The organism is Roseovarius marisflavi, assembly GCF_900142625.1.
Lineage (GTDB): Bacteria > Pseudomonadota > Alphaproteobacteria > Rhodobacterales > Rhodobacteraceae > Roseovarius > Roseovarius marisflavi.
The window spans coordinates 303,345-329,478 of the sequence record NZ_FRBN01000001.1 but is presented as its reverse complement, the minus strand read 5'-3'; the positions used below and the strand labels follow the sequence as shown (position 1 = coordinate 329,478).

The following is a 26,134-nucleotide window of genomic DNA, read 5'->3' as shown; positions in this document are numbered from 1 at the left end:
ACTCTTTGTGATCGGCTTCGCCCGACTGCGATCAGGCGGCCCGGTGACGCGCAGACAGATGCGCCATCGTGTCGGTCCAAATCTTTGGCAATTCTTTCAACAGATGCGCTGCCGTATCTTTGTCGCCCTGCCGAAGCGCGGTTTCGGCCTGTTCCAGAATCGCCTGCAACGCAACGGCGCCGGTGGTGGCGGCAGAGCCGGAAAAGCCATGCAAGCGGTCGGCAAGCACCTCGGGGGGCATGGCGTGCAGGGTGTCGAGATCCGCGATGATCTGCGTGCCTTCGGCCTGAAACCTGTCGAGCAGGCCGATGATGCTTGCCATTGAAAGAGAGGTGCCAAGTTGCGACAGCATGCTGTTATCGACGACAATCGAAGGATTGTGGGCCTGCATCGTCGTGGCAATGCCCGCCAGAATATCCCGCAAGGTCGCGCGCCGCAGGGGCTTGGTTTCCACCGCATCCATCCCCGCCGCGCGCAGTTCGGTGGCCTTGTCCGAGCTGAAATGCGCGGTGAGGGCCACGATCCGGGTGCTTGACGAGGCGCCATTGTCGGCGCGAATGCGGCGCGTGGCCTCAATTCCGTCCATGCGGGGCATGTTGATGTCCATCAGGATCAGGTCATATAGCGTCTCAGCAGCAAATGCGACACCCTCAACGCCGTCACAGGCCAGCGTGACGCGGTGGCCGTCGTTCTTCAGCATCGCCTCGATCACCAGCCGGTTATTGGCATTGTCCTCAACCACCAGCACATCAAGCGGCGCGATGACGGCCGGGGCCGTTTCGGCGCGCGGGGCAGGGGGGGCGCGGTTTTTCACCGGCAGTGGAATGCGGGTCCAGAACAGGCTGCCTTCGCCGGGCAGGCTTTCGGCCCCGATTTCACCGCCCATCAGGGTCACGAGATGGCGCGCGATGCCAAGGCCAAGGCCGGTGCCCTCGGGCTGATTGGCATCAGACGACCCGACGCGCACGAAATCATCGAAAACGCGGGCCAGGTTCTCTTCGCTGATCCCGACGCCGGTATCGCTGATCTGGAATTCTACGATCGGGTCCACATCGGGCGAGGATGCGGCGCGCGCCGCCTCGATGGTGATCTGGCCGTTTTGGGTGTATTTGATTGCGTTTGACACCACATTGAGCAAGACCTGATAGATCCGGCCACGGTCACCCTCGACGCGGCCAAGGCCATCTTTTGCGATCAAAAGCTCAAGCTTGTTGTTTTGAGCCCGCGCAAGGGCCTGTTGGTTTTCGACCAGCTCCTGAAGCATCCCGTCAAGATCGAACACGTCCCTCCGCAGAACCATCTTGCCGGCGCCGACCTGGGTCATGTCAAGCGCGTCGCTGATCTGGGTTAACAACATCTGCCCCGAGGATTTCATCACCTTGGCATAGCGTTCCTGTTCACTTGTGAGACCCGTGTCATGCAACAGATCAAGCGCGCCCAGAATGCCGTGCAGCGGCGTGCGCATCTCGTGGCTGATCATTCCCAGAAAGCGCGCCTTTGCCCGTTCGCCCGACAGGGCGCGATCGCGCGCTGACACAATCTCGGCCTCGGCGGCAAGGCGTTCGGAGAGATCGCGCACAAAGCAGATGCAAACCGACATTTCACCGCGACGGGCGATATCTGCCGAAATCTCCGCCGGAAATTCGCGGCCATCCAGACTTCGCACGACAAGGTCGTCAAAGCGTTTCGAACCCTGTTCGCACTCCGCCAGAAGCCTCCGCCCGGTCAGCGGTGTGAGGCCGCCATCGGGGTCGGTGCGAAACAGAAAATTACTGATCGGAACAGACGATTTGTCAGCCTGAGGCAGCGCGAACATACGATCGGCCGCGCCGTTGGTGTCCTGCACTTCGCCAGAGGGGCCCACCACCAAAATGCCGTCTTGCGAGGTGTTGAGAATTGTCGTGAGGCGGTTGGTGGTGTTGCGGCTTTGTTCGGCCTGCCGCTGCGAATCTTCATAAAGCCGCCATACAAGCAGAAGCGCAAGGAAGAGGGCGCTCAACATCATGATCGTCAGCACGGTCAGAGTTATGATCTGCTGGGTGAGCACATTGCGCTCGCCATCAGCACGCGCCGCGCCGACGCTGATTCCGGCAATCGCGATGTCGCGGATCGGCGTGGTCATGCTGGTCACCAGCGACAGAATCCTGTCGCGCGACCCGAGCAAGCTTTGGTCATCGCCATCGATCATCACCACCATCTCATCCAACCGGGTGAATATGGCCTGAACATCTGCCGCGACATCCGTTCCGTCCAGAATACTGCGGTAAACCGCGGCATTTCTCAGCGTCATCACACGGCTGTAAAACAAATCAAACCGTTGGCGCAGCTGGGCGAAATCCGGGTTTTGGGCGACCTTCATGCGTTCAAGCTCGACGATCAGCTTGAGTTGGTCGACTTCGATCTGGGACATCGTCCAATAAACGCCGTCCTGACTTGCGGTGCTGTATCGATCAAGCTTTTCAAAAACTGCATTGATGAGGACCGAGGCGGCAAGCAGGCACAGCGCGACAACCGCACTTAGCGCGGCCAATTGCAAGCGACGGCTTGCGACGAAGCTCAGCACCTTATCGGTCGGCATTGCGATTTTCCCCTCCGGGTGTCGGGCCCTCTCGGGTGTCAGGGAGATTACTACCGGACCGCGGTCATCCGGTCGAGTTGCCAGATGCTGCGTGAATAGATTGTTTCCGTGCGGTAATCGGGATTGGCATCATAGTTATAGAGCACCCACAATGGCCCGTTATCGCGCAATTTCATAGGCTTTCCATTCCGCTCGTAGGCAATGATAGGGGCATCTTCGGTCAGCTCCGCTACAGGCAAGGTGATCGCATAGTCATTCACGGCTTTCAGTTCGAGGTCTTTTGCCTCAATGCCAAAATGCTCAATCAGGACCAGGAGTGGCACGCCGGTGAAACGCTGCTCGCCGCTGGTCCAGATTGTCGTGGTCTGATAGGTCATTGCAGGAAGTGCGCGCAAATCCTGTTCGCTCAGGGTTATTTGATGCGGGTCACCATCCTGCGCCTGAGGCACCGAAATTGTCAGGATCACAGGTGATTTTTCTCCGGCAAACGCAAAGTTTTGCACGGCGATAAGTCCGATGCAAACTGCGGCCAGGCCGGATAAGAATAAACGCATTTTCATGTCACCCCTCTTTGCGTAAGCCTACCCAAGTTTGTTGGCTATTGATTTCAAATCCATGCCCCTATGCACTTGGGTAGGGTGAGTATATAACCATGAAAGTATTTCTGGGGTTAACGCCAAAAACATTTTGGGCGATTATCCTTTTTCGTGTCTTGACGGAGTTCAATAATGCCGAAGCTTTCTAGGGTTGAATAAATGAAGAAACTGTTGCTGGCCGATGATCATGATCTGGTCCGTGAAACCATTGCGGAATTTCTGCGCGGTCAGAACAAGTTCGACGTCTGTGTTGCGGATTCGCTTGGTGCAGCGCTTGATAGGTGTGGCACGGATGGGCCGTTTGACCTTGTGCTGCTCGATTTCATGATGCCGGGTATGGATGCGCTTTCGGGGCTTGCCCGGATGAAGGCACGGGCAAGCTGTCCGGTGGCTATTATATCGGGAACAGCCCCGCCGGATGTGGCGCGGCGTGCCTTACGGTCGGGGGCGGCGGGGTTTCTGCCCAAAACGCTTGATCCGCAATCTCTGGTTGCGGCAGTGCACCATATGCTTTTGGGCGAAACCTATAAGCCGATGGATTTTCTGAGCCTTGAGGACAGTGACCTTAATCAAATCAATCTGACTCCGCGTGAAACGGATGTTCTGGTGGGGGTCTCCAAGGGTAAGTCCAACAAGGAAATCGCCCGCGATCTGGATATTCAGGAGGTGACGGTCAAGCTCCACCTCAAGACGATGTCACGTAAACTGAACGCCAGGAATCGCACCCACGCGGCAATGCTGGGACGGGATATGGGTCTGGCTTGACTTGCAGCGATGCATTAAGTTCGCATTATATAGCATTGTTTTAAAACCACAAAAACACTCAATAGCTGGCGCTAAACTAACGCGTGACAGGCCCAGTCCAGTGGGGTCAATCTCTGCTTCGGGCACTCCAACCGGGAGGTGAAGTGATTGAGTGGCAATTTTATAACGGTGGCGTCGGGGAAATCATTCCCATTCTATTGTGCCCGGCGGCTTGCTGGTCACGTCATAGGTGACGCGGTTGATGCCCTTGACCTCGTTGATGATCCGGGTGGCGGTCTCACCGAGGAACTCGTGGCTGAATGGATAGTAATCCGCCGTCATGCCATCGACCGAATTCACCGCACGCAGCGCGCAGGCAAAATCATAGGTCCGCCCGTCGCCCATCACGCCGACGGTGCGCACCGGCAAGATGGCGACAAAGGCCTGCCAGATGTCATCATAAAGCCCATGCCTGCGGATCTGGTCGATATAGACCGCATCCGCCTTGCGCAGGATTTCAAGCTTTTCGCGGGTGATTTCACCGGGACAGCGAATGGCAAGACCCGGCCCCGGAAAGGGATGGCGGCCGATAAAGCTGGCGGGCAGGCCAAGCTCGTGGCCAAGCGCGCGCACCTCGTCCTTGAACAGCTCGCGCAGCGGCTCGACAAGCTTGAGGCCCATCTTTTCCGGCAGGCCGCCGACATTATGGTGCGACTTGATGGTGACGCTCGGACCGCCCGAAAAGCTGACCGATTCGATCACGTCGGGGTAAAGCGTGCCCTGAGCCAGAAACTCTGCGCCCTCGATCTGATTGGCGTATCTCTGGAACACGTCAATGAACAGGCGGCCAATGATTTTTCTCTTGGTTTCCGGGTCACTTACGCCGTCAAGCTCACCCAGGAAAAGCTCTGACTCATCGGCATGGATCAGCGGGATATTATAGTTGTCGCGGAACATCGTGACGACTTCGTCGGCCTCGTTGAGGCGTAGCAAGCCGTGATCGACAAAGACGCAGGTGAGCTGATCACCGATCGCCTCGTGGATCAGAACCGCCGCCACAGAGCTATCGACACCACCGGACAGGCCACAGATCACCTGTTTGTCGCCAACCTGTTCGCGGATGATGCGAATGGCCTCTTCCTTATAGGCGCCCATGGTCCAGTCGCCGGTAAACCCGGCCAGACGGATAAAGTTCTCATAAAGCGTCTTGCCGTTCGGGGTGTGATGCACCTCGGGGTGGAACTGGACAGCAAAGAAATTGCGATTGAGATCGGCGGTGACGGCAAAGGGCGCATTCGGCGAGGTGCCATAGACGGCAAAGCCGGGGGCGATCTTGCTCACGTGGTCGCCGTGGCTCATCCAGACCTGTTCGCGGGTCTCAAGGAACCAGCCGTTGAGCAACGGGATACGATCTTCGGTCGGGGTGACATAGGCGCGACCGAATTCCGCGGTGCCATCGCCACGCTCGACCTTGCCGCCCAGCATCTGCATCATCACCTGTTGGCCATAGCAGATCCCGAGGATCGGCACGCCAAGGTCGAACACGCTTGCGGGCGGGCGGGGCGAGCCCTCGTCGATCACGCTGCACGGACCACCCGACAGGATCACGGCCTTGGGCGCAAACTCTGTCAGGAACGCATCGGTGACGTTCTGATAGGGGTGGATTTCACAATAAACGTTCAGCTCTCGCAGGCGACGCGCGATCAGCTGCGTTACCTGGCTGCCAAAGTCTATAATCAAAAGGCGGTCATGGGATATCTGGCTCATGACCGCCTCGTATATTGCACCTGCGTTTTGCGCAAGAGAAAGCCGCGTCTTACCAGCTATAGCTGAGGCCGGTCGCGATCTCGTGCTGGTGCATTCTGAGGCGCACGGGCTGTGCCACGCCGGTCAGCGCCGGGTTGGAACCGGTAATGCTGTTGGAAAACGCATGGGTGTAGGCAAAGGTAAAACCCCAGCGGTCGTTGATCTTGTAGCTGCCGCCAAAAGAGGCATGCCATTGCGGGGTGGCGGGGGCGAGGGTGTTGATCACCGCCTCGGGGCTAGTGGTGAATTTGGTCGAATAGCTGATCCCGCTGCGCAGGGTCAGACGCTCGCTCTGGCGATAGATCGCGGCGAGGCGCACGACATCGACATCCTTCCAGCCAAAGCCGACGCCATTGCTTGCGCCAAGCGGGCCGCCCGGAGGGGCGCTTGTATTGGCGATGGCGTTCACATCTCCATAATGAATCCGCTGGAATTCGCCAGTGATCGTCAATTTCGGCTGATATGCGGGCGTATAGGCCGCCCCGAGCGTCAGCATGGCCGGCACGTCGAAATCACCGCCGCCCGCAAACAGCCCGCTGTATTTGTCAAACGAGGACATCTGGATGCGGCTTCGATAGGCCGCGCCAAAGGTCCATTGCGGGCTTGCCTCGTACAAAAGACCAAGGTTGAAGCCGAGGCCCGTGGACCAGTCATGGCCGCGATTGGTGACATTGCCGGGCGAAAGTGAAAGGCCTGAAAACGCCTCAAGCCCGGTGGCCTTGAACCGTTGCACCGCAAGGATCGGCGAGACCCCGAAGGTCAGCCGGTCACTGACCTTGCGGGCATAGTTCACCGTGACAAAGGCCTGTTCAAGATTGACACCCAAGGGCGCCGACCCGGCGCCCAGACCGGAAAAGAAGTTGGTCTTGTATTCGGTATTCATCCCGCCGTTGGCAAAGACGAACACCCCAAGCGAGGAGCGATCATCAAGCGTCCAGTTGGCCCCGCCGCAGGGAATGAAAAAGACGTCGTTTTCGCTTTTGTGGGTGCCCGGCGTCAGCGGCCCGCCGGGGGCAACGCGCACGCTGCGATCGGGGGCAAATGTGGTCAGGCAGAACCCTGCCGCATTGCCGACCTTGACCCCGGTTGCGGGGTTCTGCGCCATGCCGAGAACGCCGGTGGAGACCGCGACACCGGCCCCGGCCATGCTCTTGGACTGGCCGCCATAGCCATTGGCAAAATATCCGTTGGTCGCAAATGCAGGGATCGCAGACAGGCAAAGCCCGAGCAAAGCGCAGGCTTTTGCCCCCTTGTTGATCATCGCCTTCATCGTCATTTTTCCCTTGGCCGAGTTATTTTGTTGCGCATAGCGCAAATTATTGGTCCGCCAACCAGCCCCTTTCGACATAAAGCGGCAAAGAAACCCACATAGCTGCGTAAACAGCACATTGCGGGGCGGGACTTGGGGCAGATTACCTGTGATCAAGGCCGCAGGAATGTCGCTTTTCCCCCGCATTCGCCGGAATCCTCTCGTACCACGGCAAAGCGGCGCGGTATTACCATGAAAACCCCGCCGATCCGGCGGGCGACTGGCGACAGCAATTGATCATATAAAGGGTGCAATCATGGCAGAAGCAGAAGCACGTGGCAGACGAGCACGCGGCGGCGGCGGGGCCGCGCGTCGTGCGGAACGCACCGCCGTAAGCGTCGAGACCGCGCGCTATATCGAGCGCAACATTCCCAACTTCGAGGTTCTGACCGAAGAGGCGCTCGAGATCATCGAGGCCAACGCCGATACCATCCTTGAAGAGGTCGGCGTCAATTTCGTCGACAATCCGGCCGCTCTTGAACGCTGGCGCAATGCCGGCGCGGATGTCACCGGCGAGCGTGTCCGTATCCCGCGTGGCCTTGCCCGCAAGCTCTGCGCGACCGCGCCGTCGCGCATCATCCAGCGCGCCCGCAACCCCGAGCGCACCGTCGAAATCGGTGGCAAGTCGCTTGTGCTGGCGCCGGTCTATGGCCCGCCGTTCGTGCGCGACATGGAAGGTGGCCGCCGCTATGCCACGATGGACGATTTCCGCAAATTCGTGAAACTCGGCTATATGTCGAAGTGGCTTCACCATTCCGGCGGCACCGTCTGCGAGCCGACCGATGTGCCGGTGAACAAGCGCCACCTTGATATGCTGCATGCGCATATGACCCTGTCGGACAAGCCGTTCATGGGCTCGGTCACCGAACCAAGCCGCGCGCAGGACAGCGTCGACATGTGCGGCATCCTGTTCGGCAAGGACTTCGTGCAGGACAACACGGTCATGACCAGCCTGATCAACGTCAACTCGCCGATGACCTTTGACGACGTGATGATGGGCTCGCTCGAGGTTTACGCGCAGAACAACCAGGCCTGCATTCTGTCGCCCTTTATCGTCGGCGGCGCAATGGCGCCGGTCTCGGTGATGGGCACGCTGACGCAGGTTCTGGCCGAGGCCCTGGCCGGTATCGCCTATAGCCAGCTTGTGCGCCCCGGTGCGCCGATGATCATGGGTGCCTTTGTGACCTCGATCGACATGAACTCGGGCGCGCCGACCTTTGGCACCCCCGAGGCCGCGCATATCACCTATGGCGCCGGTCAGCTTGCACGCCGCCTTGGCTTGCCGTTCCGTTCGTCGGGATCGTTCAACGGCTCGAAACTGCCGGATGCGCAGGCCGCCTATGAAACCTCCAACAGCCTGAATGTCGGGCTGCTGGCGGGCGTCAACTTCATGCTGCATGCCTGTGGCTGGCTTGAGGGCGGGCTTGTGTCCAGCTTTGAAAAATTCGTCATGGACGCCGATCAGCTTGGCACCCTGCACCACCTGGCGCGCGGCATCGAGATTGATGAAAACGCCCAGGCGATGGATGCAATCCGCGAAGTCGGCCCCGGCGGGCATTATCTTGGTTGCGCCCATACCCAGGCGAACTTCAAGAATGCCTTCTGGCGCAGCGATCTGTTTGACTACAAACCCTTCGAAACCTGGTCCGAAGAGGGCGAGCGAGACACGATGGTTCTGGCCAATGCGCGGGTCAAGAAAATGCTCGGGGATTACACGCAACCGCCGCTTGATCCGGCGATCACCGAAGCTCTGGAGGCCTTTGTGGCCACCAGAAAAGAATCGATGCCCGACGCCTTTAGCTAACCTACGCTTTCAAGACGGGTGGCGCGCAACAGGCGCGCTTCGCCCATCATCGCGATCAGAACATCCACATGGCGCGCGGCAGAATACCCTGCCGCGCGCTTTTTTCTGTCGTGCTCAAGCTCTGCCTCGACCTCGACAAGCTGTACAAGCGCCTGAGCATTGCGCGGCAGGGCGCCATAACCGAGATGGCGGCGCAGATGCGGCGCGCGGCGATACTCGGACGCCCCGATTCTGGCGGCACGGATCAAAAGGGGCGGGCGGCGCAGGCGGTCAAGCGTGGTGAGAATATCGTTCATGTGGCAGACTCCCAAAGGTTGAATTCACCCTTAGTGGCACGACATGACCTGCTGTTGCGTGTTGCCCCCTGAGTCCGCTCGGAGGGCTTTGAGATTGTTTACGATTTATAAACAATGGTTGATTTTCTGGAAACAATTAACGAACCGGTAATCTTTTGCACGTTTAAGTTGTGGATAAATCTGTGGATAAATCCCGGGCGTTTACCCGGGCATGTCGTGACTGACGATTAGGGGTACGAATATGCGCGAGGGATGTGCACCAAAACCAAGTTTGCAACAGATCCCAACCTGGGTGCCTGAGGCAGCATTGCACTATCTTGCGCATACAGAAACCGGCACCCCGATCCGTGCACTTGCGCGGCGGGCGGGGCGTCATGCCTCGACCGTGTTGCGCCAGATCCGGATGTTCGAAACCCGTCGCGACGATTTATTGGTCGATGAGGCGCTGCGCCGACTTGGTCAACAGGTTCTGCACTTAAAGACTGCCGGTTCTCCTGCCAAGGAGGCCAAAATGACAAGCCATATCAGGGAATTGCCCGAAGACGACACCGCGCTGAGCGAGACTCGCCTCAAATCCGAAGCGCGCCGTGTCCTGCGCCGACTCTGCGAGGCCGGTGCGGTTCTTGCGGTCTCGGTGGGGATGGATAAGGCCGTGGTGGTGCGCGACACCGGCACTGGCCACCCCTCGCGCACGGCGGTGGTTGACCGTGAGGTCGCCGAGGCGATGGCCCTCAAGCATTGGATCACCTGCGAAAGCCCCGGGCGAATCGCGCGCTATCATGTCACCGCCGCCGGGCGCACCGCCCTTGGGACTATGCTGGCCGAGGCGGAAAACCAGGCCTCTGGCTTTGGCGAGGCAAAGGGCGAGCCGGAACCCGACGAGGCGAATGACGGCACCGGACAGACCAGCAAGCGCATACGCTATGGGATGTCGGAAACGCCGCTTCTTGCCCTTGCGCGGCGGCGCGACAAGGACGGAAGCCCGTTTCTGAGCGATGATCTTGTGCGCACGGGAGAGCGGCTGCGCGAGGATTTCGAGCTGTCGCATATGGCGCCGCGAACGACCCAGAACTGGGATCGTTTTCTGACCTGCGTCGATGATCAGGGCGGCGGCCCGGCCCCTTCGGGCTATGGCGCGGATGCGGCGCGTGCCCGTATTGCCAGTGCGCTGAGCGATCTTGGGCCGGGGCTTGGCGATGTGGTGCTGCGCTGCTGTTGCTACCTGGAAGGGCTGGAACGGGCCGAAAAGAAAATGGGCTGGTCGGCGCGCTCGGGCAAAATCGTGCTGCGGATCGCCTTGCAGCGGCTCAAACGCCATTACGCCAGCCTTGGCGATGCGGGCGGGATGATCGGCTAACCGCCGACCAGGGCCCCCACCACAAAGGCCACAAGCGCGCAGACCGTGCCCACAAGAACGGTCTCGCCAAGGGTGCGCAACAGGCGCTCGCCGGTCGCAGTCCAGCGCAGAAAGCCAAGCAGCAAAAGTGACACGAGCGTCGCCGCCACCGACCATCGCGTGGTCTGCGCCGTGGCATCGAACAGAAGATAGGGCACCAGCGGCACGACACCAAAGGTCACAAAAGCCGAAAACGTGAAAAGCCCGTTCAACACAGGGCTTTCCACCTCGGGGTCACGCAGGCCCATCTCGTAGTTCAGGATCAGCTCGGCCATCGCCCCGGGATGGCGCGACAGGATCGTGGCGGTGGTCTGCGCCTCGCTTTGCGACAGGCCTCGCGCACTCAGAAGGTCGGTCATCACGGCGGTCTGGCCATCGGGGTTTTGCACCAGGGCGCGCAGGCTCGCGGCGTGGCGCGAGCGGTAAAGATCGTGTTGCGCGCGCAGCGACAGGAATTCTCCCAACCCCATGCTGACCGCATCGGCAAAAAGATTGGCCAAGCCGAACACCAGAACCGCCAACCCGCCGATCTGGGCCACGCCCTCGGCCTGCGCCCCGGCAAAGCCCGCCACGATCGCGAAGGTGGTGACAATGCCGTCGGTGCCGCCGAAAACGATCTGCTTGAGATATTCCTGTGTGCGCCCAAGGGTCTGGCCGTCGCGCCCGTCTGCCTGCCTGTCCATGATCACGCCTTAGCCTGTGTGTGGTAACCGGTGTCGGTCAAGCATAGGCCGCCGCTCGCGGCCCGCAAGCGGTAAGGCGGAGCCAAAGGCCCGGGCAGAGGGCGGAGTGCGATAATCCGGACTTGTGGTTTTGCGTGATTTGCATAACTTCAGCATATGAACATCACCCTGCGCCAACTCAGCTATTTCAAAGCCCTCTCAGAACAGCGCAATTTCGGCCGCGCCGCCGAGGTGGTCAGCATTTCGCAACCCGCCCTTTCAGTGCAGATTCGCGAGATGGAGGCGGCGCTTGGTGAAAAACTTGTCGAGCGGCGCGCGCGCGATGTGGTGCTGACGCCCTTTGGCCGCCTGATTCTCACCCATGCCACGAGGGTTCTGGGCGAGATGCAGGCCCTGACAGAGGCCGCCCGCTGGCAAGGTGGGCTCACGGGGCGGCTGTCGCTGGGGATCATCCCGACCATCGCGCCCTATATCCTGCCCGCCGCGCTTGAGGCGCTGCGCAGTCGCGACATCTCGCTTGATGTGCAGGTGCGCGAGGCGAAGACAGACCAGCTTATCCAGGAGGTGCAGACCGGCCAGCTTGACGCGGCCATCGTCGCCCTTCCGGTCGCCGCCGAGGGGTTGAACGAATGGCTCTTGTTTGAGGATCGCTTTCTTTTGGCCGGCAGCGCGGCGCGCCTTGCCGCCCTTGGTCCCACCGCCGAAACCCTGCGCCCCGCGGCGCTTGATCAAAGCCCGCTTCTGCTCCTGGAGGATGGCCATTGCCTGACTGATCAGGCGCTGGAGGTCTGCGGGCGCGGACGTGGACATGCACAGATCGACATGGGCGCCTCGTCGCTGGCCACGCTGTCGCGGCTGGTCGAGGCCGGGTTTGGTCTTACCTTGATGCCGGAAATAGCGGCCAGTATCGAACAAAGGGCGGCGCCTGGCATGCATCTGCGGCGGTTTTGTGCGCCCGAACCGGCCCGCCGGATTGCCCTTGTGCGGCGGCAAAGCTCGCAGAATGAGGCGTGGTTTGCCAAGCTTGCCGAGGTCCTGCAATCGGTGGGTCAATCGCTGATCGACACGGCGCGCGCTGCCTGAAACCCCCGGCCGGTCCAACGCAAAACGCGGCCCGCACCCAATCGGGCACGGGCCGGTAACACTTGAATCACTCGGTAAGTGCGATGGACACTCTTTACGCATATGCGGCCACCGGGTAACGGCGTTGCATCACTGGCACTTCCCATCGCCATGTTTTATAGTAGGTGAGTGTTACCAAACTATTCGCGGGGAAAATTTCGTGCGTGATCTCAAAGTACCCGGACAACGCCACCCCGAAAAGGCGCATCGTCCCGACAATGTTCAGCCCAAAAAGCCGGATTGGATTCGCGTCAAGGCGCCGACCAGCAAGGGCTATTTCGAAACCCACAAGATCATGCGCGAGCACAAACTTGTGACGGTCTGCGAAGAGGCCGGATGCCCCAATGCGGGCGAATGCTGGAGCCAGGGCCACGCCACCATGATGATCATGGGCGAGGTCTGTACCCGTGCCTGTAGCTTTTGCAACATCGCCACCGGCAAGCCGCCCGAAGATCTTGATGCCTTCGAGCCGGGCCGCGTCGCCGATGCGGTACAGAAACTTGGCCTTAAGCATGTGGTCATCACCAGCGTCGACCGCGACGACATCAAGGATGGAGGGGCCGAGCATTTTGCCCAGACCATCCGCGCCATCCGCCATCGCAGCCCCGGCACCACGATCGAAATCCTGACGCCGGATTTCCTGCATTGCGACCCCGAGGTTCTAGAGGTCGTGGTCAAGGCCAAGCCGGATGTGTTCAACCACAACCTTGAAACCGTGCCCGGCCTTTACCCCGAGGTACGCGCCGGTGCCCGCTATTTCCACAGTCTGCGGCTGTTGCAGCGGGTCAAGGACCTTGACCCGAGCATGTTCACCAAATCGGGAATCATGGTCGGCTTGGGCGAAGATCGCCAGGCGGTGCACCAGGTGATGGATGACATGCGCGCAGCGGGAATCGACTTTCTGACCATCGGTCAGTACCTGCAACCGACGCCGAAACACCATGCTGTGGATCGCTTTGTTCACCCCGATGAGTTTGCCGCTTATGAACGCGCGGCCTATGGCAAGGGGTTCCTGATGGTATCGGCCTCGCCGCTGACCCGCTCAAGCTATCATGCGGGCGATGATTTTGCCCGGCTTCAGGCGGCGCGCAACGCCAAGTTTGCCTGAACAAAGGGCCCTGCGGTACAAAATACATAGGCCGGTCAAAAAGACCGGCCTTTTGTGTATTTCATATTTGAAAAGAGGGGCTTACCGGCCCCAGCTGCGCACCGGACCGCAATCCATATGCACGAAATTGCTGCTGGAATAGCGACCGACGCCACCACCGCCACAGGCAACGCCTGCGCGATAAATCTGGCTGACTGATCGGCTTCCAAGACGCAGATCCGCCGCCTGACCGATCATGTGGCGCGAATTCTTGGCAACCCCGCGCGAGCGGCTGCGGAGCATGGCGTTGGTCTTTGGGCTGCGATAGCCACTCAAAAGGGTATAGGGTTCGCTTGCGTCCAGAAGATTGTGACTTGCGGCGAGGATATCAATCGTGCGGGTGTCGATATCCTTGACGCCATCGGTGCGCCAGTCGCGCATGAAAAGCGAGATTTCGCGGACCGCTTCGGGGATATATTCGCCCTCGATCCAATAGATCGTATCCATCTTTTCCCCGGTGCGCGGCGATGTCATGCGGATGCGGCGTACATCGCCAGCGCCTCGCAGAAAGCCTGCTGCATTGGAAAAGGTCGGTGCGGCCACAAGGGCGGTTGCTGCGAATGCACCCAGTATCCCACGCCGCGTCATGCTCTGAGAGCTCATAAGCTTCGTCATTGTGTTAAACGCCTGTCCCGTCGCCTACCTAAAGTGCCACTGTGCCGTGGCTTTGCCGTATCATCCCCAGATGTGCAGACTTTATTGCATATGAAGAATCATCCACCAAGTCCTGATTTGGCGGCCGGCGCCAGCATCAAGGGTTTTCGGCAGGTTTTCGCGCAAAATTTCGACGCTGTGTCCGAATTGCGCAAGCCACGCTGTATTTTGGCCGCAGTCACGACCCTGCGCATAAAGTTGACAGCAAAGTGTTAGGAAAAAATTGAGAGGCCCTTAAGTGGAGGGTTATAATATCAACATTGTGTAACGCGCGACTTAAGGGGAATTCTATGACGTTGGCAAAGACGCGCCGTGATTTTGGCCTGCTGATGGCCGCCGCCGCTGTAACCTTGACCACTGTATTTACCAGCCATCCCGCCGTGGCACAGGTCACCGCCTTCCGCCAAGCTCTGGCGGAATCCGTGGCAAGCGACCGGGATCTTGCGGCATTTTACCGCGAGACCGGCTTTGCTCCGATCTGGACCGGCGATGGCGCCGAGGATCGCGCCCGGCGCAAGGCGCTTGTGCGCACGCTGAGCGAGGTTGACCTGCATGGATTGCCGAACGCGCGCTATGATCTGGCCGATCTAATGAAGCGGATGGCCGCCGCGCGCTCAAGCCGTGATCTGGGCCTGATCGAGGGCGAGCTGAGCCGCACATTCCTGCGGCTTGCGCGCGACATGCAAAGCGGTGTTCTGGTGCCCTCAAAGGTAGACGATGGCATCAAACGCGAGGTGCTTTATGTCGACCCGATCACCAATCTGACCGGACTTACAACCACAGAGCCGCGCGCGTTCTTCCGCTCGCTTGCGCCGCAGGGCAATGATTACGCCCGCCTGATGAAGGAAAAGCTGCGGCTTGAGCATCTGATGGCGCAGGGCGGATGGGGCGCGACCGTGCCCGCGAGCGCCCTCAGGCCCGGCGAGGCGGGGGCGCCGGTTGTGGCGCTGCGCAATCGGCTGGTCAGCATGGGATATTTGCCGCGCAGCGCGAGCCAGACCTATGACGCCGCGCTTCAATCCGCCGTGCAGGCCTTTCAGGGCGATCACGGGCTCGAACAGGACGGTGTGGCCGGGGGAAGCACGATTGCCGCGCTCAATGTGCCGGTGGAACAGCGCCTGAAATCCGTGATCGTCGCGATGGAGCGGGAACGCTGGCTGACACCCGAGCGGGGCAAGCGGCATATTCTGGTCAATCTCACCGATTTCAGCGCCCGCATCATGGATGATGACCACCTCACTTTCGAGACACGCGCGGTGGTCGGCAAGAACGAAAGCGACCGGCGCAGCCCCGAGTTTTCTGACATGATGGAGCATATGGTGATCAACCCCACCTGGCATGTGCCACGCTCGATCGCCGTCAACGAATACCTGCCGCAGATGAAGCGCAATCCCAACGCGGCCTCGCATTTGCGTCTCTATGACAGCCGTGGACGCGAGGTAAGCCGCGGCGCGGTAAATTTTGGCGCCTATAACGCGCGCAACTTCCCGTTTGCGATCAAACAGCCGCCCTCGACACGCAATGCGCTTGGCCTGGTCAAGTTCATTTTCCCCAATAAATACAACATCTACCTGCATGATACGCCGCAAAAGGCGCTGTTTGGCCGGGAAAGACGCGACTTCAGCCATGGCTGCATTCGCCTTCAGCAGCCGTTTGAATTTGCCTATGCGCTTTTGGCCAGGCAAGAGGACGATCCCAAGGCCTATTTCCACTCGGTCCTGAACACCGGGCGCGAGTCAATTGTCCCGCTCAAGACCCAGGTGCCGGTGCACATCATCTATCGCACCGCCTTTACCAAGGCACAGGGGCGCACCCAATATCGCGGCGATGTCTATGGGCGGGACGCGAAAGTGTGGGACGCGCTTGAAAAGGCAGGGGTTTCACTGGGCGCGGTTCAGGGCTAAATACTCCTTCAGGCGAAGGGGGCATTTATGGCCTATACCATTCAACAGATTGCAACGGCGCTTGGGGCACAGGCCCTGGGCGCCGCTGATTTGGAGGTGGATAGCGTTGCCGAGCCCGCCGAGGCCGGCCCGCGCCACCTGGCGCTTGCGATGACGCCGGACTATGCCGAGACCCTGGGGCAGGGGCGCGCGCTTGCGGCTGTGATCTGGCCGGGGGCCGACTGGCAGGCACTTGGCCTGAGGGCGGCGATCGTCGCGCCGCGCCCGCGCTATGTGATGTCGGGCCTGACCGCGCTGCTCGATCCCGGTCAGGGCTGGGACACGGGGCGTCACCCCTCTGCGGTGATTGATCCCGATGCCGAGCTTGGTGAGGGCGTGAGTGTCGGTCCGCTGGCGGTGATCGGCAAGGGCGCAAAGATCGGCAAGGACTCGATCATCGGCCCGCAAACCTATGTCGGCAATGACGCAGAAATCGGCGCCGGTGCCTATCTGCGCGAGGGCGTGCGGATCGGCGCGCGCGTCGTGATTGGCGCGCGCTTTATCGCACAGCCGGGCGCGGTGATCGGTGGCGACGGGTTTTCCTTTGTCACGCCCGAACTCTCGACAGTTGAAACAGCCCGCGCCACGCTTGGCGATCCGGGCACTGGCGGCGCGCAAAGCTGGGCCCGCATCCATAGTCTTGGTGGCGTCACCATCGGCGATGATGTCGAGATCGGCGCCAACAGCACGATTGATCGCGGCACCATCCGCAACACCACCATCGGCAATGGCACAAAGATCGACAACCTCGTGATGATCGGCCACAACGTAAGCATCGGCAATGATTGCCTGCTCTGTGGTCACGTCGGCATCGCCGGCTCGACCCGGATTGGCAATAACGTGGTGCTGGCAGGCAAAACCGGCGTCAGCGACAATGTCTTTATCGGCGACAATGTGATCACCGGCGGCGGCACGATTGTTCTGGCCAATATTCCTGCGGGCCAGGTGATGCTTGGCTATCCGGCGATGAAGATGGAGACCACGATGGAGGTGTTCAAAGGACTTCGCCGGTTGCGGCGGTTGTTCGATGATGTATCGCACCTTAAGAAAACTGTTTCAAAGCCGCCCCATAATACCTAAATCCGGGGTCAGCCACCGGGTCACAGCGGAAAGACATAACCATGAGCATCAAAGATCGCGTCATCGCCATCATCGCCGAACAAGCAGTTCTGGAGCCCTCCGATATTGCCCTTGAGAACACGCTTGAGGATCTTGGCATTGACAGCCTTGGACTTGTCGAAAGCATTTTCGCCATCGAGGAAGAATTCGATATTTCCGTGCCCTTCAACGCCAATGAACCAAGCGAAAGCGATTTTGATATCTCATCGGTCCGCACGATCATCGCGGGCATCGAGCGGCTGGTGAAAGAGCAGTCTTGAAACGCGTTGTCATCACCGGCGCGGGCACGATCAACGCCCTTGGCGCGACGGTGCCGCAAACCCTCGAGGCCATGCGCGAGGGTCGTTGCGGGATTTCCGAGCTTGAGTTTCGCGATGTCGAGCGCCTGTCGATCCGCATCGGCGGGCAGGTCAAGAATTACGACCCCGAGACCCGGTTCAACCGCCAGCAGCTTGCCCTGTTTGACCGCTTTACCCAGTTCACCATGATCGCCGCGCGCGAGGCGATCGCGCAGGCCGGCCTTACGTTTACGGGCGAGCTGGCGGCGCGCGCCGGGGTGATCCTTGGCAATTCGGGGGGCGGCATGACCACCCTCGACGAGAATTACCGCTCGGTCTACGAGGACGGCAAGAACCGGGTGCATCCTTTCGTTGTGCCCAAGCTGATGAACAACGCCGCCGCCAGCCACCTGTCGATGGAATATAACCTGAAGGGGCCAAGTTTTACCGTCTCGACCGCGTGCGCCTCGTCCAATCACGCCATGGCACAGGCGTTTCAGATGGTGCATGGCGGCATCACCCCGGTGATGGTCACCGGCGGGTCGGAATCGATGCTGTGCTTTGGCGGGGTCAAGGCCTGGGAAGGTCTGCGCGTCATGAGCCGTGACGCCTGCCGCCCGTTTTCGGCCAATCGCAACGGCATGGTGCAGGGCGAGGGCGCGGCGATTTTTGTGTTCGAGGAATACGAGCACGCGCGCAAACGCGGCGCTGAAATCCTGGCCGAGGTGGCGGGTTTTGCCATGACCTCGGATGCCTCGGATATCGTGATGCCCTCAAAGCAAGGCGCGGCGCGCGCCATTCAGGGCGCCCTTCGAGATGCGCGGGTCAATCGCGACGAGGTCGGTTATATCAACGCCCATGGCACCGGCACCGCCGCCAATGACAAGACCGAAAGCGCCGCCGTGGCGGATGTGTTCGGGGGCCATGCCGACAAGCTTATGATTTCCTCGACGAAATCCATGCACGCCCATCTTATCGGCGGCACCGGGGCGGTCGAACTCTTGGCCTGTATCATGGCTCTGCGCGACGGGATCATTGCGCCCACCATCGGCTATGAAGAGCCGGACCCGGAATGCGCGCTTGATGTGGTGCCCAATATCGCGCGCGACGCCCGGGTCGATGTGGCGCTGAGCAATGCCTTTGCCTTTGGCGGGCTGAACGCTGTTCTGGCGCTGCGCCGGTTCAGCTAGGGAAATCGGAGCCCGCCGATGCAGATGTACACACCCGGCGATGATGTCGGTCCGCTTGAAGACTGGCCGTTTGACAATCCCGCCAGCGATTACCGTATCCTTGAGGGCGCGCCGCGCGCCTCTGGCCGGCTTGATGCGGGCGGGCCGGGGCAGGACACCCGGCTTGGCATCTGGCGCTGTACTGTGGGCACGTTTGAATGCACCGAGCAGGGCGACGAACTTATGACGATCCTCGCAGGGGCGTGCCGCGTGACGGATCATGCCAGCGGCGAGACGCGGGTGCTTGGGGTGAATGACACTATGGTCATGCGCGACGGCGCGCGGGTCACCTGGCATATCACGCAAGATGTGACCAAGGTGTTTTTCGGCCACAAGCCCGGCGGCTTCTAACCCTGTTCAGCGTCGTCCAATAGGTGGCGCCGCCAAGGAGGATCAGCCCCAGACCAAGCAATAGTTCCTTCATCATGCATCCTCTTTGCCACGACACCCGTCGCGGCAAGGGTGACCGCCCATCGTCAGACGTGCAACGATAGCCTGCCGGAATGCGGGAGGCCTCACCGGGATGTGATGGACAAAGGGTAGGGGCATCTAAAAAGGCCGCCGGATGTGACACCGGCGGCCTTTCAGATTCCCTTGACAAGGGCAGGCAGCCCGGCGTGGGCTTATTGCTCAAGCACCGAGGCGTTGTCAAAGGCGGCCGTAAAGCCATTGAGCGAAACGCTGATTTTGACCTTCTGGTCGGGCGCCTGTGCAGGCACGATTTCCAGCGTGGCCATCACGCCGCGCTTGAGCGCATCAACATCCGCCTGCGCAAGACCGATCCGCGCGAAACAGCCCCCCATGGTGCAGAACGAATAGGCATAGCTCTTGGCTTTGCCACCGTCGATCGCAATCTTGATTTCCTCGTTCAGAAGTGTGCCAAGCGGCACGGCAATCGTCGCGCCCGCCACGACCGGCGCGCTCTTGGGAAGGCGATAAAGGCTGAATTCGGCAACCGGATTTCCGGCCTCTTCGGTCAGAAGCTGGTACATCTGGCAGAGGTCTTCCGCGGTCCCGGTGCGAAAACACTTCATCTGCCAGTCGCCATAGGTGGCCTTGATGTAGGACGGATCCTCATCGACCTCGCGGCCCTGATCCAGGCCTTGGGCGGCTGTTGCCGCATCCGCCGGGGCCGCGCCTTCGACGGCCTCTGTCGGGGTTTCGACGGCCTGTGCGGCTTCGGCTTCGGTGGTCGCCTCTTGCGCGCTCAGCGATGTCCCCATTGCCAGAATGGCGATCAGTGAAAGGTTCGAAAGAATTCTAGGCATCATTTCCCCATAAAAAACTGGACTGTTTTATGCGCAGTATCATGACCGGGACCAAGAGTCAGGATCAAATTGCAGGAATTCAGGCGCTCTCTGGCAGGTTTCTGCTGGCTGTTTTGGCACCAAAAATAAAGAAAGAGGCCTTGCGGCCTCTTTCCTGTCTCTCCCCGTCGGACTGGCCGACTTAGTTATTGATGCGGACGCTAGGACAGATGGCCGCACCCGTCAACAGGGGAGTTCGCAAATTGGCAAAAAAAGGCCGCACCCGAAGGCGCGGCCAGTCTGACAGGGAGGAAGTCACCCGGATCCAGAGGACAATCGGGTCCGGGAATGAATTCATACTGGCATGAAAACCTTAACTTTGTATGTTCAGACCGTGACCATTTTGGGACGAGGGGTATCAGGGTGCAGAAAACGCTTTTCGTGGGCGGCGGCGGGCCGGACTATTCAGAGCCGCAGGATCTGCTGCTGAAATACGGCAACCGGCACGGGCTTATCGCGGGGGCCACGGGCACCGGCAAGACCGTCACCCTGCAAATCCTCGCCGAGGGGTTTTCCGATGCCGGGGTGCCGGTAATCCTGTCGGATATCAAGGGCGATGTCTCGGGCATGGCGGTGGCCGGTGATCCGGCGGGCAAGCTTCACACCCCCTTTACCGAACGCGCCGAAAAGATCGGCTTTGTCGATTTCCGCTATGACAGCTATCCGGTGATTTTCTGGGATCTCTTCGGCGAACAGGGCCACCCGGTGCGCACCACCATGTCAGAGATGGGGCCGCTTTTGCTGTCGCGGCTGATGGGGCTTTCGGATGCTCAGGAAGGCGTATTGAACATCGCCTTTCGGGTGGCGGATGAGGAAGGCATGCCGCTTCTGGATATGAAGGACCTTCAGGCGCTGCTGACCTGGGTCGGACAGAACGCCGATGATCTGTCGCTGCGTTATGGCAATGTCGGCGCCTCATCTGTCGGGGCGATTCAACGCTCGCTTCTGGTGCTTGAAAATCAGGGCGGGACGCATTTCTTTGGCGAACCGGCGCTCGCGCTGGAAGACCTGATGCGGGTCACGCCGGATGGGCGCGGCTATATCAACATCCTTGCGGCGGACAAATTGATCGCCTCGCCAAGGCTTTACGCGACCTTCCTGCTCTGGCTTCTGAGCGAGCTGTTCGAGACCCTGCCCGAGGTGGGGGATGTCGACAAACCCAAGCTGGTGTTCTTCTTTGACGAGGCGCACCTTTTGTTCGATGACGCCCCCAAGGCGCTTGTCGACAAGGTTGAACAGGTGGCGCGGCTGATCCGCTCCAAGGGGGTGGGGATTTATTTCATCACCCAGAACCCCGACGATGTGCCCGAGGATATTCTCGGGCAGCTTGGCAACCGCTTTCAGCATGCCCTGCGCGCCTTTACCGCGCGCGATCAAAAGGCGCTCAGGCGGGCGGCGGAAACCTATCGCCCCAATCCGCGCTTTGACACGGTCGAGGCCATTCGCGATGTCGGCGTCGGCGAGGCGGTGACCTCGATGTTGCAAAACAAGGGCGTGCCGGGCGTGGTGGAGCGCACCCTGATCCGCCCGCCAGCCACCCAGCTTGGCCCCTGTGATGCAGCCACCCGGCGACGGGTGATCGAGACATCGCCGGTGATGGGCAGATATGAAACCGTCTTTGACCGCCACTCGGCGCATGAGATGTTGCTGGCGCGGGCCGAGGCCGCCGCGAAAGAGGCGGAAGAGGCCGAGGCCCGTGAGGCCGCCGAAGAGGCGCGCGAGGCGCAGGCCGCCGAGAAAGAGCGCGAGTTCAAGACGGCGCGGCGCTATTCCGGCGGCGAAAGCGAAAGCCGCACGAGCCGGTCGCGCAAATCCACCTCTTCGGGCGGCTTTGGCAAGGCGCTGACCGATGTCGTACTCAAAGAGCTCAAGGGCACAACCGGTCGCCGCCTTGTGCGCGGCATCCTCGGCAGCCTGTTCAAGGGGCGTTAAATCCAGCATGGCGCGCGGCGATCAGATCATCGCGCAGCACCGCATACATCTCTTCGGCGCGCGTAATCCGGCCCTTTTTCAGGCTCTTGCTTTCAACCCGGATCAGCGCCTCGCAGCCGATGAAAAACGGCAGCCAAAGCCCACGCTCGACACTGGTCAGTGCAAAGGCCTCTGCGAAGGCCGCTAGACCCTGTTGATCAACCCCAAGACGGCGCGCGCCCGACGGGATCATGCCCCGCCGTCCCATATGGACCAGAAAGCGCGCGATATCCTTGCAGACCGGCATGCGGGCAGAGCCGCCGATATCAATGCCCGTCAGACGATCCTCGTTTGAAATCAGATTGTTGGGGTGGAAATCCCCATGGCAGATGGCAACCCGCCATTCTTGCGTGGCAAGCGTGGCCGCCATCCGGCGCAGCTCGTCCAGAATCCCGGTCTCGATCTTGCGCAGGCTGGCAAAGGGCTGTGTTGCCGCCGCCCGCTCGGTGCGCGCCAGCCACCCCGCCGCATTGCCCGCCCGCCAGCTTTCGCTGCCTTCGGTATAGTGGCGCAACCACTCGGCTGCCGGGCGCAGGTGATGGTCGCGGGTCTCGGGCGCGCTCTGCCAGAAATGTTCGAGCAGAGGCTGGCCGCTCACATGCTCGATCACCAGAAGACCATGCTCGGGCACGTGCAAAAGCGGCTCGGGCACGCGATAGGCCCCGCTGTTCATGAAAGGCCAGATTCGTGTCATCTCGCGCCATTCGCGCGTTGTCATATCGCCCTGATTGGGCTCAAACATGCGAAACACCGCCCCGCGTCCGTCAAGCGTTCCGGCCATGATCGCGCGTTTGCCCGGCACGACACGCAGCACCTCGTTCACCTCCGCGCCCGCAAGCTCGGGACAGGCGGCGCGCGCGGCTTCAAAGCGCTCTTGCAAGGCCAAAAGCGTCTCGGGATCAGGCAGAGGGGCAGGGGGTGGATGGTCGTTCATGCCGCCACTGTCCCGCAGCCGCAAAGGGCCGTCAACCGAATTGCACCCCCGCGCCGACACGGCTATGGTGCTGCGTGAAAAACAAGCAACAGGATGCCCGCAATGCCCGATACTGCCGTATCAGAAATGTCGTTTGAACAGGCGATGAAAGAGCTGGAACAGGTTGTCGGGCGGCTGGAGCGTGGCGATGTGGCGCTTGAGGAATCGATCGCGCTTTACGGGCGCGGCGCAGAGCTCAAGAAGCGCTGCGAGGCCAAGTTGAAAGAGGCCGAAGAAAAAGTCGCCGCGATCACGCTTGACGGCGACGGCCAGCCGACCGGCACCACTCCGGTCGAGGGCCTTTGAAGGCGATGAAAACCGGCCTTTCCCAGGATGCAGCCCGCATTCAGGCGCATTTGGATCAGGTGCTACACGCGTTCGGAACCGGCCCCGTGGCGCAGGCCATGGGCTATGCCACGCGCGGCGGCAAACGGATTCGCGGCTTTATGGTGATGGAAACCGCGCGCCTGCACGATGTTGACGGCGCGCGCGCGCTCTGGCCCGCCTGTGGCATCGAGGCGCTGCATGCCTATAGCCTTGTGCATGACGACCTGCCGGCGATGGATGACGACGATCTGCGCCGGGGCCAGCCGACGGTGCATGTGAAATGGGACGAGGCGACGGCGGTTCTTGTCGGCGATGCGCTGCATTCGCTGGCGTTCGAGCTTGTCACTCACCCCGAGGGCGCAGAGGCCGCCGAGATCCGCGCCGATCTTGCACTTAGCCTTGCGCGTGCGGCTGGTGGTCAGGGGATGGTGCTTGGCCAGGCGCTTGATATTGCGGCAGAAACTGCGCCAATCCCGCTATCGCTTGAGGAGATCACCACCCTTCAGGCGGGCAAGACCGGCGCTCTTATCACCTGGGCCGCCACCGCTGGCGTGCGCATGGGCGCGGGCGATCTTGAGCCGCTGACGCGCTATTCAAAGGCGCTTGGGCTGGCCTTTCAAATCCAGGACGATGTGATCGACGTCACCGGCGATGCCGCCAAGGTGGGCAAGGCGGTGGGCAAGGATGCCGCGGCCGGCAAGGCCACCTTTGTGTCGCTTCTCGGGCTTGATGGCGCGCGCGCCGAGGCACGCTCGCTTGTTGACGCGGCCTGTGATGCGCTATCTTGCTATGGTGACAAGGCCGACACCTTGCAGCAGCTTGCGCGCTTCGTTATCTCGCGCCAGACTTGATCTTTACCCCGCCAGGAGGGGCCGCAATGCCGAACCGCCCAGACACACCGCTGCTTGATCAGGTCTCCACGCCGGCCGATCTCAAGCGGTTCTCCGATGCCCAGCTGACGCAGGTTGCGCATGAGTTGCGCAGCGAGACGATTTCGGCGGTCTCGGAAACCGGCGGCCATCTTGGCGCGGGGCTTGGCGTAGTTGAGTTGACCGTGGCGCTGCATGCGGTGTTTGATGCGCCGCGCGACAAGATCATCTGGGACGTCAGCCACCAGTGTTACCCCCACAAAATCCTGACCGGGCGACGCGACCGCATTCGCACCATTCGCCAAAAGGACGGCCTAAGCGGCTTTACCAAGCGCAGCGAGAGCCCCTATGACCCGTTTGGCGCCGCCCATAGCTCGACCTCGATCAGTGCCGCGCTCGGCTTTGCCGTGGCGCGCGATCTTGGCGGCAATTGCCCCACCGGGCATGGCGACGCGATTGCGGTTATCGGCGATGGCGCGATGAGTGCGGGCATGGCATTTGAGGCGATGAACAATGCCGGCCACCTCAAGAAGCGGCTGATTGTCATTCTCAACGACAACGAAATGTCGATTGCCCCGCCGGTTGGCGCGCTGTCCTCATATCTCTCGCGGCTTTATGCCGGCGAGCCGTTTCAGGAATTCAAGGCCGCCGCCAAGGGCGCCGTGTCGCTCTTGCCGCCGCCGTTTCAGGAAGGCGCGCGGCGCGCCAAGGAAATGCTCAAGGGGCTTGCCGTGGGCGGCACACTTTTTGAAGAGCTTGGCTTTTCCTACGTCGGCCCGATTGACGGCCATGACATGCAACAGCTTTTGCCGGTGCTGCGCACGGTGCGCCAACGCGCCACCGGGCCGATCCTCATTCATGTGCTGACCAAAAAGGGCAAGGGCTATGGACCTGCCGAAAGCGCAAGGGACGGTGGTCATGCAACGGCGAAATTCGATGTACTGACCGGCAAGCAGGCCAAGGCGCCCTCGAATGCGCCAAGCTATACCCGCGTCTTTGCCGACGCTCTTCTGGCCGAGGCCGCGCGCGACGACAAGATTTGCGCGGTGACGGCGGCGATGCCCGACGGCACCGGTCTTGATCTCTTCGCAAGCCGTCATCCCTCGCGCTGTTTCGACGTTGGCATCGCCGAACAGCACGCGGTGACCTTTTGTGCCGGGCTTGCGGCCGGCGGGCTCAAGCCGTTTTGCGCGCTTTACTCGACGTTTCTTCAACGCGGCTATGATCAGGTCGTGCATGATGTGGCAATCCAACGCCTGCCGGTGCGCTTTGCGATTGATCGCGCAGGGTTGGTCGGGGCTGATGGCGCGACCCATGCGGGCGCGTTCGACACCGCCTTTCTGGCCAACCTGCCGGGCATTGTGGTGATGGCCGCCTCTGACGAGGCCGAGCTTGTGCATATGGTCGCCACCGCCGCCGCGCATGACGAGGGGCCGATTGCATTCCGTTATCCGCGCGGCGAAGGCATGGGCGTCGAGATGCCCGAACGTGGCGAGGTGCTTGAGATCGGCAAAGGCCGGATGATCGCAGAAGGCAGCCGCGTCGCGATCCTGTCCTTTGGCACCCGCCTTGGCGAGGTTCTAAAGGCCGCCGAGGCCCTGCGCGCGCGCGGCATCACGCCCACAATCGCCGATGCGCGCTTTGCCAAGCCGCTGGACGAGGCGATGATCCTTGATCTGGTCGCCAATCACGAGGCGCTGATCACCGTTGAGGAAGGCGCCATCGGCGGCTTTGGCAGCCATGTCGCGCAATTGCTGGCTGAACACGGCGTATTTGACCGGGGCTTCAAGTTCCGTTCGATGGTGCTGCCGGATATCTTCATTGATCAGGCAAGCCCGGCGGATATGTACGCGGTTGCCGGTCTTGGCGCGGCCGAGATCGAGGCCAAGGTGCTTGATGTGCTGGATATTGCCCAAATCGGTGGAAAACGCGCCTGACGTCCCCATATCAAGGTAACCTGATGGTTGCATGATATCCCTCTGG

The 26,134-nt window shown here is 60.9% G+C and carries 23 protein-coding genes; 14 read left to right on the top strand and 9 right to left on the bottom strand.

Annotated elements, in window-relative coordinates; genetic code table 11:
• Positions 1–31: 31 nt before the first annotated feature.
• Both BUB78_RS01640 and BUB78_RS01635 read right to left on the bottom strand, forming a co-directional pair.
• A complete protein-coding gene (locus BUB78_RS01640) occupies positions 32–2,578 on the bottom strand; it encodes an ATP-binding protein (protein WP_073194256.1) in 2,547 nt (848 codons plus the stop codon).
• Between the two features lie 50 nt (positions 2,579–2,628).
• Complete coding sequence (locus BUB78_RS01635; RefSeq protein ID WP_084732717.1) at positions 2,629–3,138, bottom strand: putative pterin-binding protein; 510 nt, start codon at positions 3,136–3,138, stop codon at positions 2,629–2,631.
• 195 nt (positions 3,139–3,333) lie between these two features.
• On the opposite strand from BUB78_RS01635, the gene BUB78_RS01630 reads away from it, so the two are divergent.
• Positions 3,334–3,939, top strand: a complete 606-nt coding sequence (locus tag BUB78_RS01630) for a response regulator transcription factor (RefSeq protein ID WP_073194255.1) — start codon at positions 3,334–3,336, stop codon at positions 3,937–3,939.
• A 183-nt stretch (positions 3,940–4,122) separates the two neighbouring features.
• Here BUB78_RS01630 and guaA read toward each other — a convergent pair whose 3' ends face one another.
• Both guaA and BUB78_RS01620 read right to left on the bottom strand, forming a co-directional pair.
• Positions 4,123–5,685, bottom strand: a complete 1,563-nt coding sequence (gene guaA / locus BUB78_RS01625; RefSeq protein WP_073194253.1) for a glutamine-hydrolyzing GMP synthase — start codon at positions 5,683–5,685, stop codon at positions 4,123–4,125.
• A 49-nt stretch (positions 5,686–5,734) separates the two neighbouring features.
• Positions 5,735–7,000: an OmpP1/FadL family transporter gene (locus tag BUB78_RS01620; protein WP_220083970.1), complete on the bottom strand. Its 1,266-nt coding sequence runs from the start codon at positions 6,998–7,000 to the stop codon at positions 5,735–5,737.
• 289 nt (positions 7,001–7,289) lie between these two features.
• On the opposite strand from BUB78_RS01620, the gene BUB78_RS01615 reads away from it, so the two are divergent.
• Entirely contained in the window at positions 7,290–8,837 is a 1,548-nt protein-coding gene (locus BUB78_RS01615) for a trimethylamine methyltransferase family protein (RefSeq protein ID WP_073194251.1), read from the top strand.
• Here the strand turns inward: BUB78_RS01615 and BUB78_RS01610 are convergent.
• The gene (locus BUB78_RS01610) at positions 8,834–9,133 is read right to left on the bottom strand and encodes a DUF6477 family protein (RefSeq protein ID WP_073194249.1); all 300 of its coding nucleotides are present in this window, start codon (positions 9,131–9,133) and stop codon (positions 8,834–8,836) included. The two genes, BUB78_RS01615 and BUB78_RS01610, sit on opposite strands and share 4 nt — an antisense overlap.
• 241 nt (positions 9,134–9,374) lie before the next feature.
• On the opposite strand from BUB78_RS01610, the gene BUB78_RS01605 reads away from it, so the two are divergent.
• The gene (locus BUB78_RS01605; RefSeq protein ID WP_073194247.1) at positions 9,375–10,490 is read left to right on the top strand and encodes a DUF6456 domain-containing protein; all 1,116 of its coding nucleotides are present in this window, start codon (positions 9,375–9,377) and stop codon (positions 10,488–10,490) included.
• On the opposite strand, the gene BUB78_RS01600 is transcribed toward BUB78_RS01605, so the two are convergent.
• A complete protein-coding gene (locus BUB78_RS01600; protein ID WP_073194615.1) occupies positions 10,487–11,212 on the bottom strand; it encodes a VIT1/CCC1 transporter family protein in 726 nt (241 codons plus the stop codon). The two genes, BUB78_RS01605 and BUB78_RS01600, sit on opposite strands and share 4 nt — an antisense overlap.
• A gap of 156 nt (positions 11,213–11,368) precedes the next feature.
• Between BUB78_RS01600 and BUB78_RS01595 the strand changes: the two genes are divergently transcribed.
• Positions 11,369–12,295: a hydrogen peroxide-inducible genes activator gene (locus BUB78_RS01595; RefSeq protein ID WP_073194245.1), complete on the top strand. Its 927-nt coding sequence runs from the start codon at positions 11,369–11,371 to the stop codon at positions 12,293–12,295.
• 199 nt (positions 12,296–12,494) lie between these two features.
• Entirely contained in the window at positions 12,495–13,442 is a 948-nt protein-coding gene (gene lipA, locus BUB78_RS01590; protein WP_073194244.1) for a lipoyl synthase, read from the top strand.
• 81 nt (positions 13,443–13,523) lie between these two features.
• Here the strand turns inward: lipA and mepK are convergent, their stop codons facing one another.
• Entirely contained in the window at positions 13,524–14,084 is a 561-nt protein-coding gene (gene mepK / locus BUB78_RS01585; protein WP_245813324.1) for a peptidoglycan L,D-endopeptidase MepK, read from the bottom strand.
• Positions 14,085–14,425: 341 nt separating this feature from the next.
• Between mepK and BUB78_RS01580 the strand changes: the two genes are divergently transcribed.
• Genes BUB78_RS01580 through BUB78_RS01560 form a run of 5 tightly spaced genes read left to right on the top strand, consistent with a single transcriptional unit; the run spans position 14,426 to position 19,055 of the window.
• Entirely contained in the window at positions 14,426–16,039 is a 1,614-nt protein-coding gene (locus tag BUB78_RS01580; protein WP_073194241.1) for a L,D-transpeptidase family protein, read from the top strand.
• Positions 16,040–16,066: 27 nt separating this feature from the next.
• Complete coding sequence (lpxD, locus tag BUB78_RS01575; protein ID WP_073194240.1) at positions 16,067–17,158, top strand: UDP-3-O-(3-hydroxymyristoyl)glucosamine N-acyltransferase; 1,092 nt, start codon at positions 16,067–16,069, stop codon at positions 17,156–17,158.
• 41 nt (positions 17,159–17,199) lie between these two features.
• A complete protein-coding gene (locus tag BUB78_RS01570) occupies positions 17,200–17,457 on the top strand; it encodes an acyl carrier protein (RefSeq protein ID WP_073194239.1) in 258 nt (85 codons plus the stop codon).
• On the top strand, positions 17,454–18,665 hold the full coding sequence (locus BUB78_RS01565; protein ID WP_073194238.1) for a beta-ketoacyl-[acyl-carrier-protein] synthase family protein: 1,212 nt from the start codon (positions 17,454–17,456) through the stop codon (positions 18,663–18,665). The genes BUB78_RS01570 and BUB78_RS01565 overlap by 4 nt, the downstream gene beginning before the upstream one ends.
• An 18-nt stretch (positions 18,666–18,683) precedes the next feature.
• Positions 18,684–19,055, top strand: a complete 372-nt coding sequence (locus tag BUB78_RS01560) for a cupin domain-containing protein (RefSeq protein ID WP_084732715.1) — start codon at positions 18,684–18,686, stop codon at positions 19,053–19,055.
• A gap of 272 nt (positions 19,056–19,327) precedes the next feature.
• On the opposite strand, the gene BUB78_RS01555 is transcribed toward BUB78_RS01560, so the two are convergent.
• Positions 19,328–19,972, bottom strand: a complete 645-nt coding sequence (locus BUB78_RS01555) for an invasion associated locus B family protein (RefSeq protein ID WP_073194612.1) — start codon at positions 19,970–19,972, stop codon at positions 19,328–19,330.
• A gap of 402 nt (positions 19,973–20,374) precedes the next feature.
• On the opposite strand from BUB78_RS01555, the gene BUB78_RS01550 reads away from it, so the two are divergent.
• Entirely contained in the window at positions 20,375–21,943 is a 1,569-nt protein-coding gene (locus tag BUB78_RS01550; RefSeq protein WP_073194236.1) for a helicase HerA-like domain-containing protein, read from the top strand.
• On the opposite strand, the gene BUB78_RS01545 is transcribed toward BUB78_RS01550, so the two are convergent.
• A complete protein-coding gene (locus BUB78_RS01545) occupies positions 21,930–22,916 on the bottom strand; it encodes a phosphotransferase family protein (RefSeq protein ID WP_073194235.1) in 987 nt (328 codons plus the stop codon). The two genes, BUB78_RS01550 and BUB78_RS01545, sit on opposite strands and share 14 nt — an antisense overlap.
• 102 nt (positions 22,917–23,018) lie before the next feature.
• Here BUB78_RS01545 and BUB78_RS01540 point away from each other — a divergent pair, with 102 nt between their 5' ends.
• From BUB78_RS01540 to dxs, 3 genes are read left to right on the top strand one after another with little or no spacing between them, the layout of a single operon-like run.
• Complete coding sequence (locus tag BUB78_RS01540) at positions 23,019–23,261, top strand: exodeoxyribonuclease VII small subunit (protein WP_073194609.1); 243 nt, start codon at positions 23,019–23,021, stop codon at positions 23,259–23,261.
• A gap of 5 nt (positions 23,262–23,266) precedes the next feature.
• Positions 23,267–24,133 carry a polyprenyl synthetase family protein gene (locus BUB78_RS01535; RefSeq protein ID WP_073194233.1) on the top strand — a complete coding sequence of 289 codons (867 nt, stop codon included), beginning with the start codon at positions 23,267–23,269 and terminating at the stop codon, positions 24,131–24,133.
• Between the two features lie 26 nt (positions 24,134–24,159).
• A complete protein-coding gene (gene dxs, locus BUB78_RS01530; RefSeq protein WP_073194231.1) occupies positions 24,160–26,088 on the top strand; it encodes a 1-deoxy-D-xylulose-5-phosphate synthase in 1,929 nt (642 codons plus the stop codon).
• The last annotated feature ends 46 nt before the right edge of the window (positions 26,089–26,134 follow it).

Excerpts from the sequence above, each read along its gene's own strand:
- BUB78_RS01640 (WP_073194256.1), bottom strand. The coding sequence starts at position 2,578 with ATGCCGACCGATAAGGTGCTGAGCTTCGTCGCAAGCCGTCGCTTGCAA.
- BUB78_RS01635 (WP_084732717.1), bottom strand. The coding sequence starts at position 3,138 with ATGAAAATGCGTTTATTCTTATCCGGCCTGGCCGCAGTTTGCATCGGA.
- BUB78_RS01630 (WP_073194255.1), top strand. The coding sequence starts at position 3,334 with ATGAAGAAACTGTTGCTGGCCGATGATCATGATCTGGTCCGTGAAACC.
- guaA (WP_073194253.1), bottom strand. The coding sequence starts at position 5,685 with ATGAGCCAGATATCCCATGACCGCCTTTTGATTATAGACTTTGGCAGC.
- BUB78_RS01620 (WP_220083970.1), bottom strand. The coding sequence starts at position 7,000 with ATGACGATGAAGGCGATGATCAACAAGGGGGCAAAAGCCTGCGCTTTG.
- BUB78_RS01615 (WP_073194251.1), top strand. The coding sequence starts at position 7,290 with ATGGCAGAAGCAGAAGCACGTGGCAGACGAGCACGCGGCGGCGGCGGG.
- BUB78_RS01610 (WP_073194249.1), bottom strand. The coding sequence starts at position 9,133 with ATGAACGATATTCTCACCACGCTTGACCGCCTGCGCCGCCCGCCCCTT.
- BUB78_RS01605 (WP_073194247.1), top strand. The coding sequence starts at position 9,375 with ATGCGCGAGGGATGTGCACCAAAACCAAGTTTGCAACAGATCCCAACC.
- BUB78_RS01600 (WP_073194615.1), bottom strand. The coding sequence starts at position 11,212 with ATGGACAGGCAGGCAGACGGGCGCGACGGCCAGACCCTTGGGCGCACA.
- BUB78_RS01595 (WP_073194245.1), top strand. The coding sequence starts at position 11,369 with ATGAACATCACCCTGCGCCAACTCAGCTATTTCAAAGCCCTCTCAGAA.
- mepK (WP_245813324.1), bottom strand. The coding sequence starts at position 14,084 with ATGAGCTCTCAGAGCATGACGCGGCGTGGGATACTGGGTGCATTCGCA.
- BUB78_RS01580 (WP_073194241.1), top strand. The coding sequence starts at position 14,426 with ATGACGTTGGCAAAGACGCGCCGTGATTTTGGCCTGCTGATGGCCGCC.
- lpxD (WP_073194240.1), top strand. The coding sequence starts at position 16,067 with ATGGCCTATACCATTCAACAGATTGCAACGGCGCTTGGGGCACAGGCC.
- BUB78_RS01570 (WP_073194239.1), top strand. The coding sequence starts at position 17,200 with ATGAGCATCAAAGATCGCGTCATCGCCATCATCGCCGAACAAGCAGTT.
- BUB78_RS01560 (WP_084732715.1), top strand. The coding sequence starts at position 18,684 with ATGCAGATGTACACACCCGGCGATGATGTCGGTCCGCTTGAAGACTGG.
- BUB78_RS01555 (WP_073194612.1), bottom strand. The coding sequence starts at position 19,972 with ATGCCTAGAATTCTTTCGAACCTTTCACTGATCGCCATTCTGGCAATG.
- BUB78_RS01545 (WP_073194235.1), bottom strand. The coding sequence starts at position 22,916 with ATGAACGACCATCCACCCCCTGCCCCTCTGCCTGATCCCGAGACGCTT.
- BUB78_RS01540 (WP_073194609.1), top strand. The coding sequence starts at position 23,019 with ATGCCCGATACTGCCGTATCAGAAATGTCGTTTGAACAGGCGATGAAA.
- BUB78_RS01535 (WP_073194233.1), top strand. The coding sequence starts at position 23,267 with ATGAAAACCGGCCTTTCCCAGGATGCAGCCCGCATTCAGGCGCATTTG.
- dxs (WP_073194231.1), top strand. The coding sequence starts at position 24,160 with ATGCCGAACCGCCCAGACACACCGCTGCTTGATCAGGTCTCCACGCCG.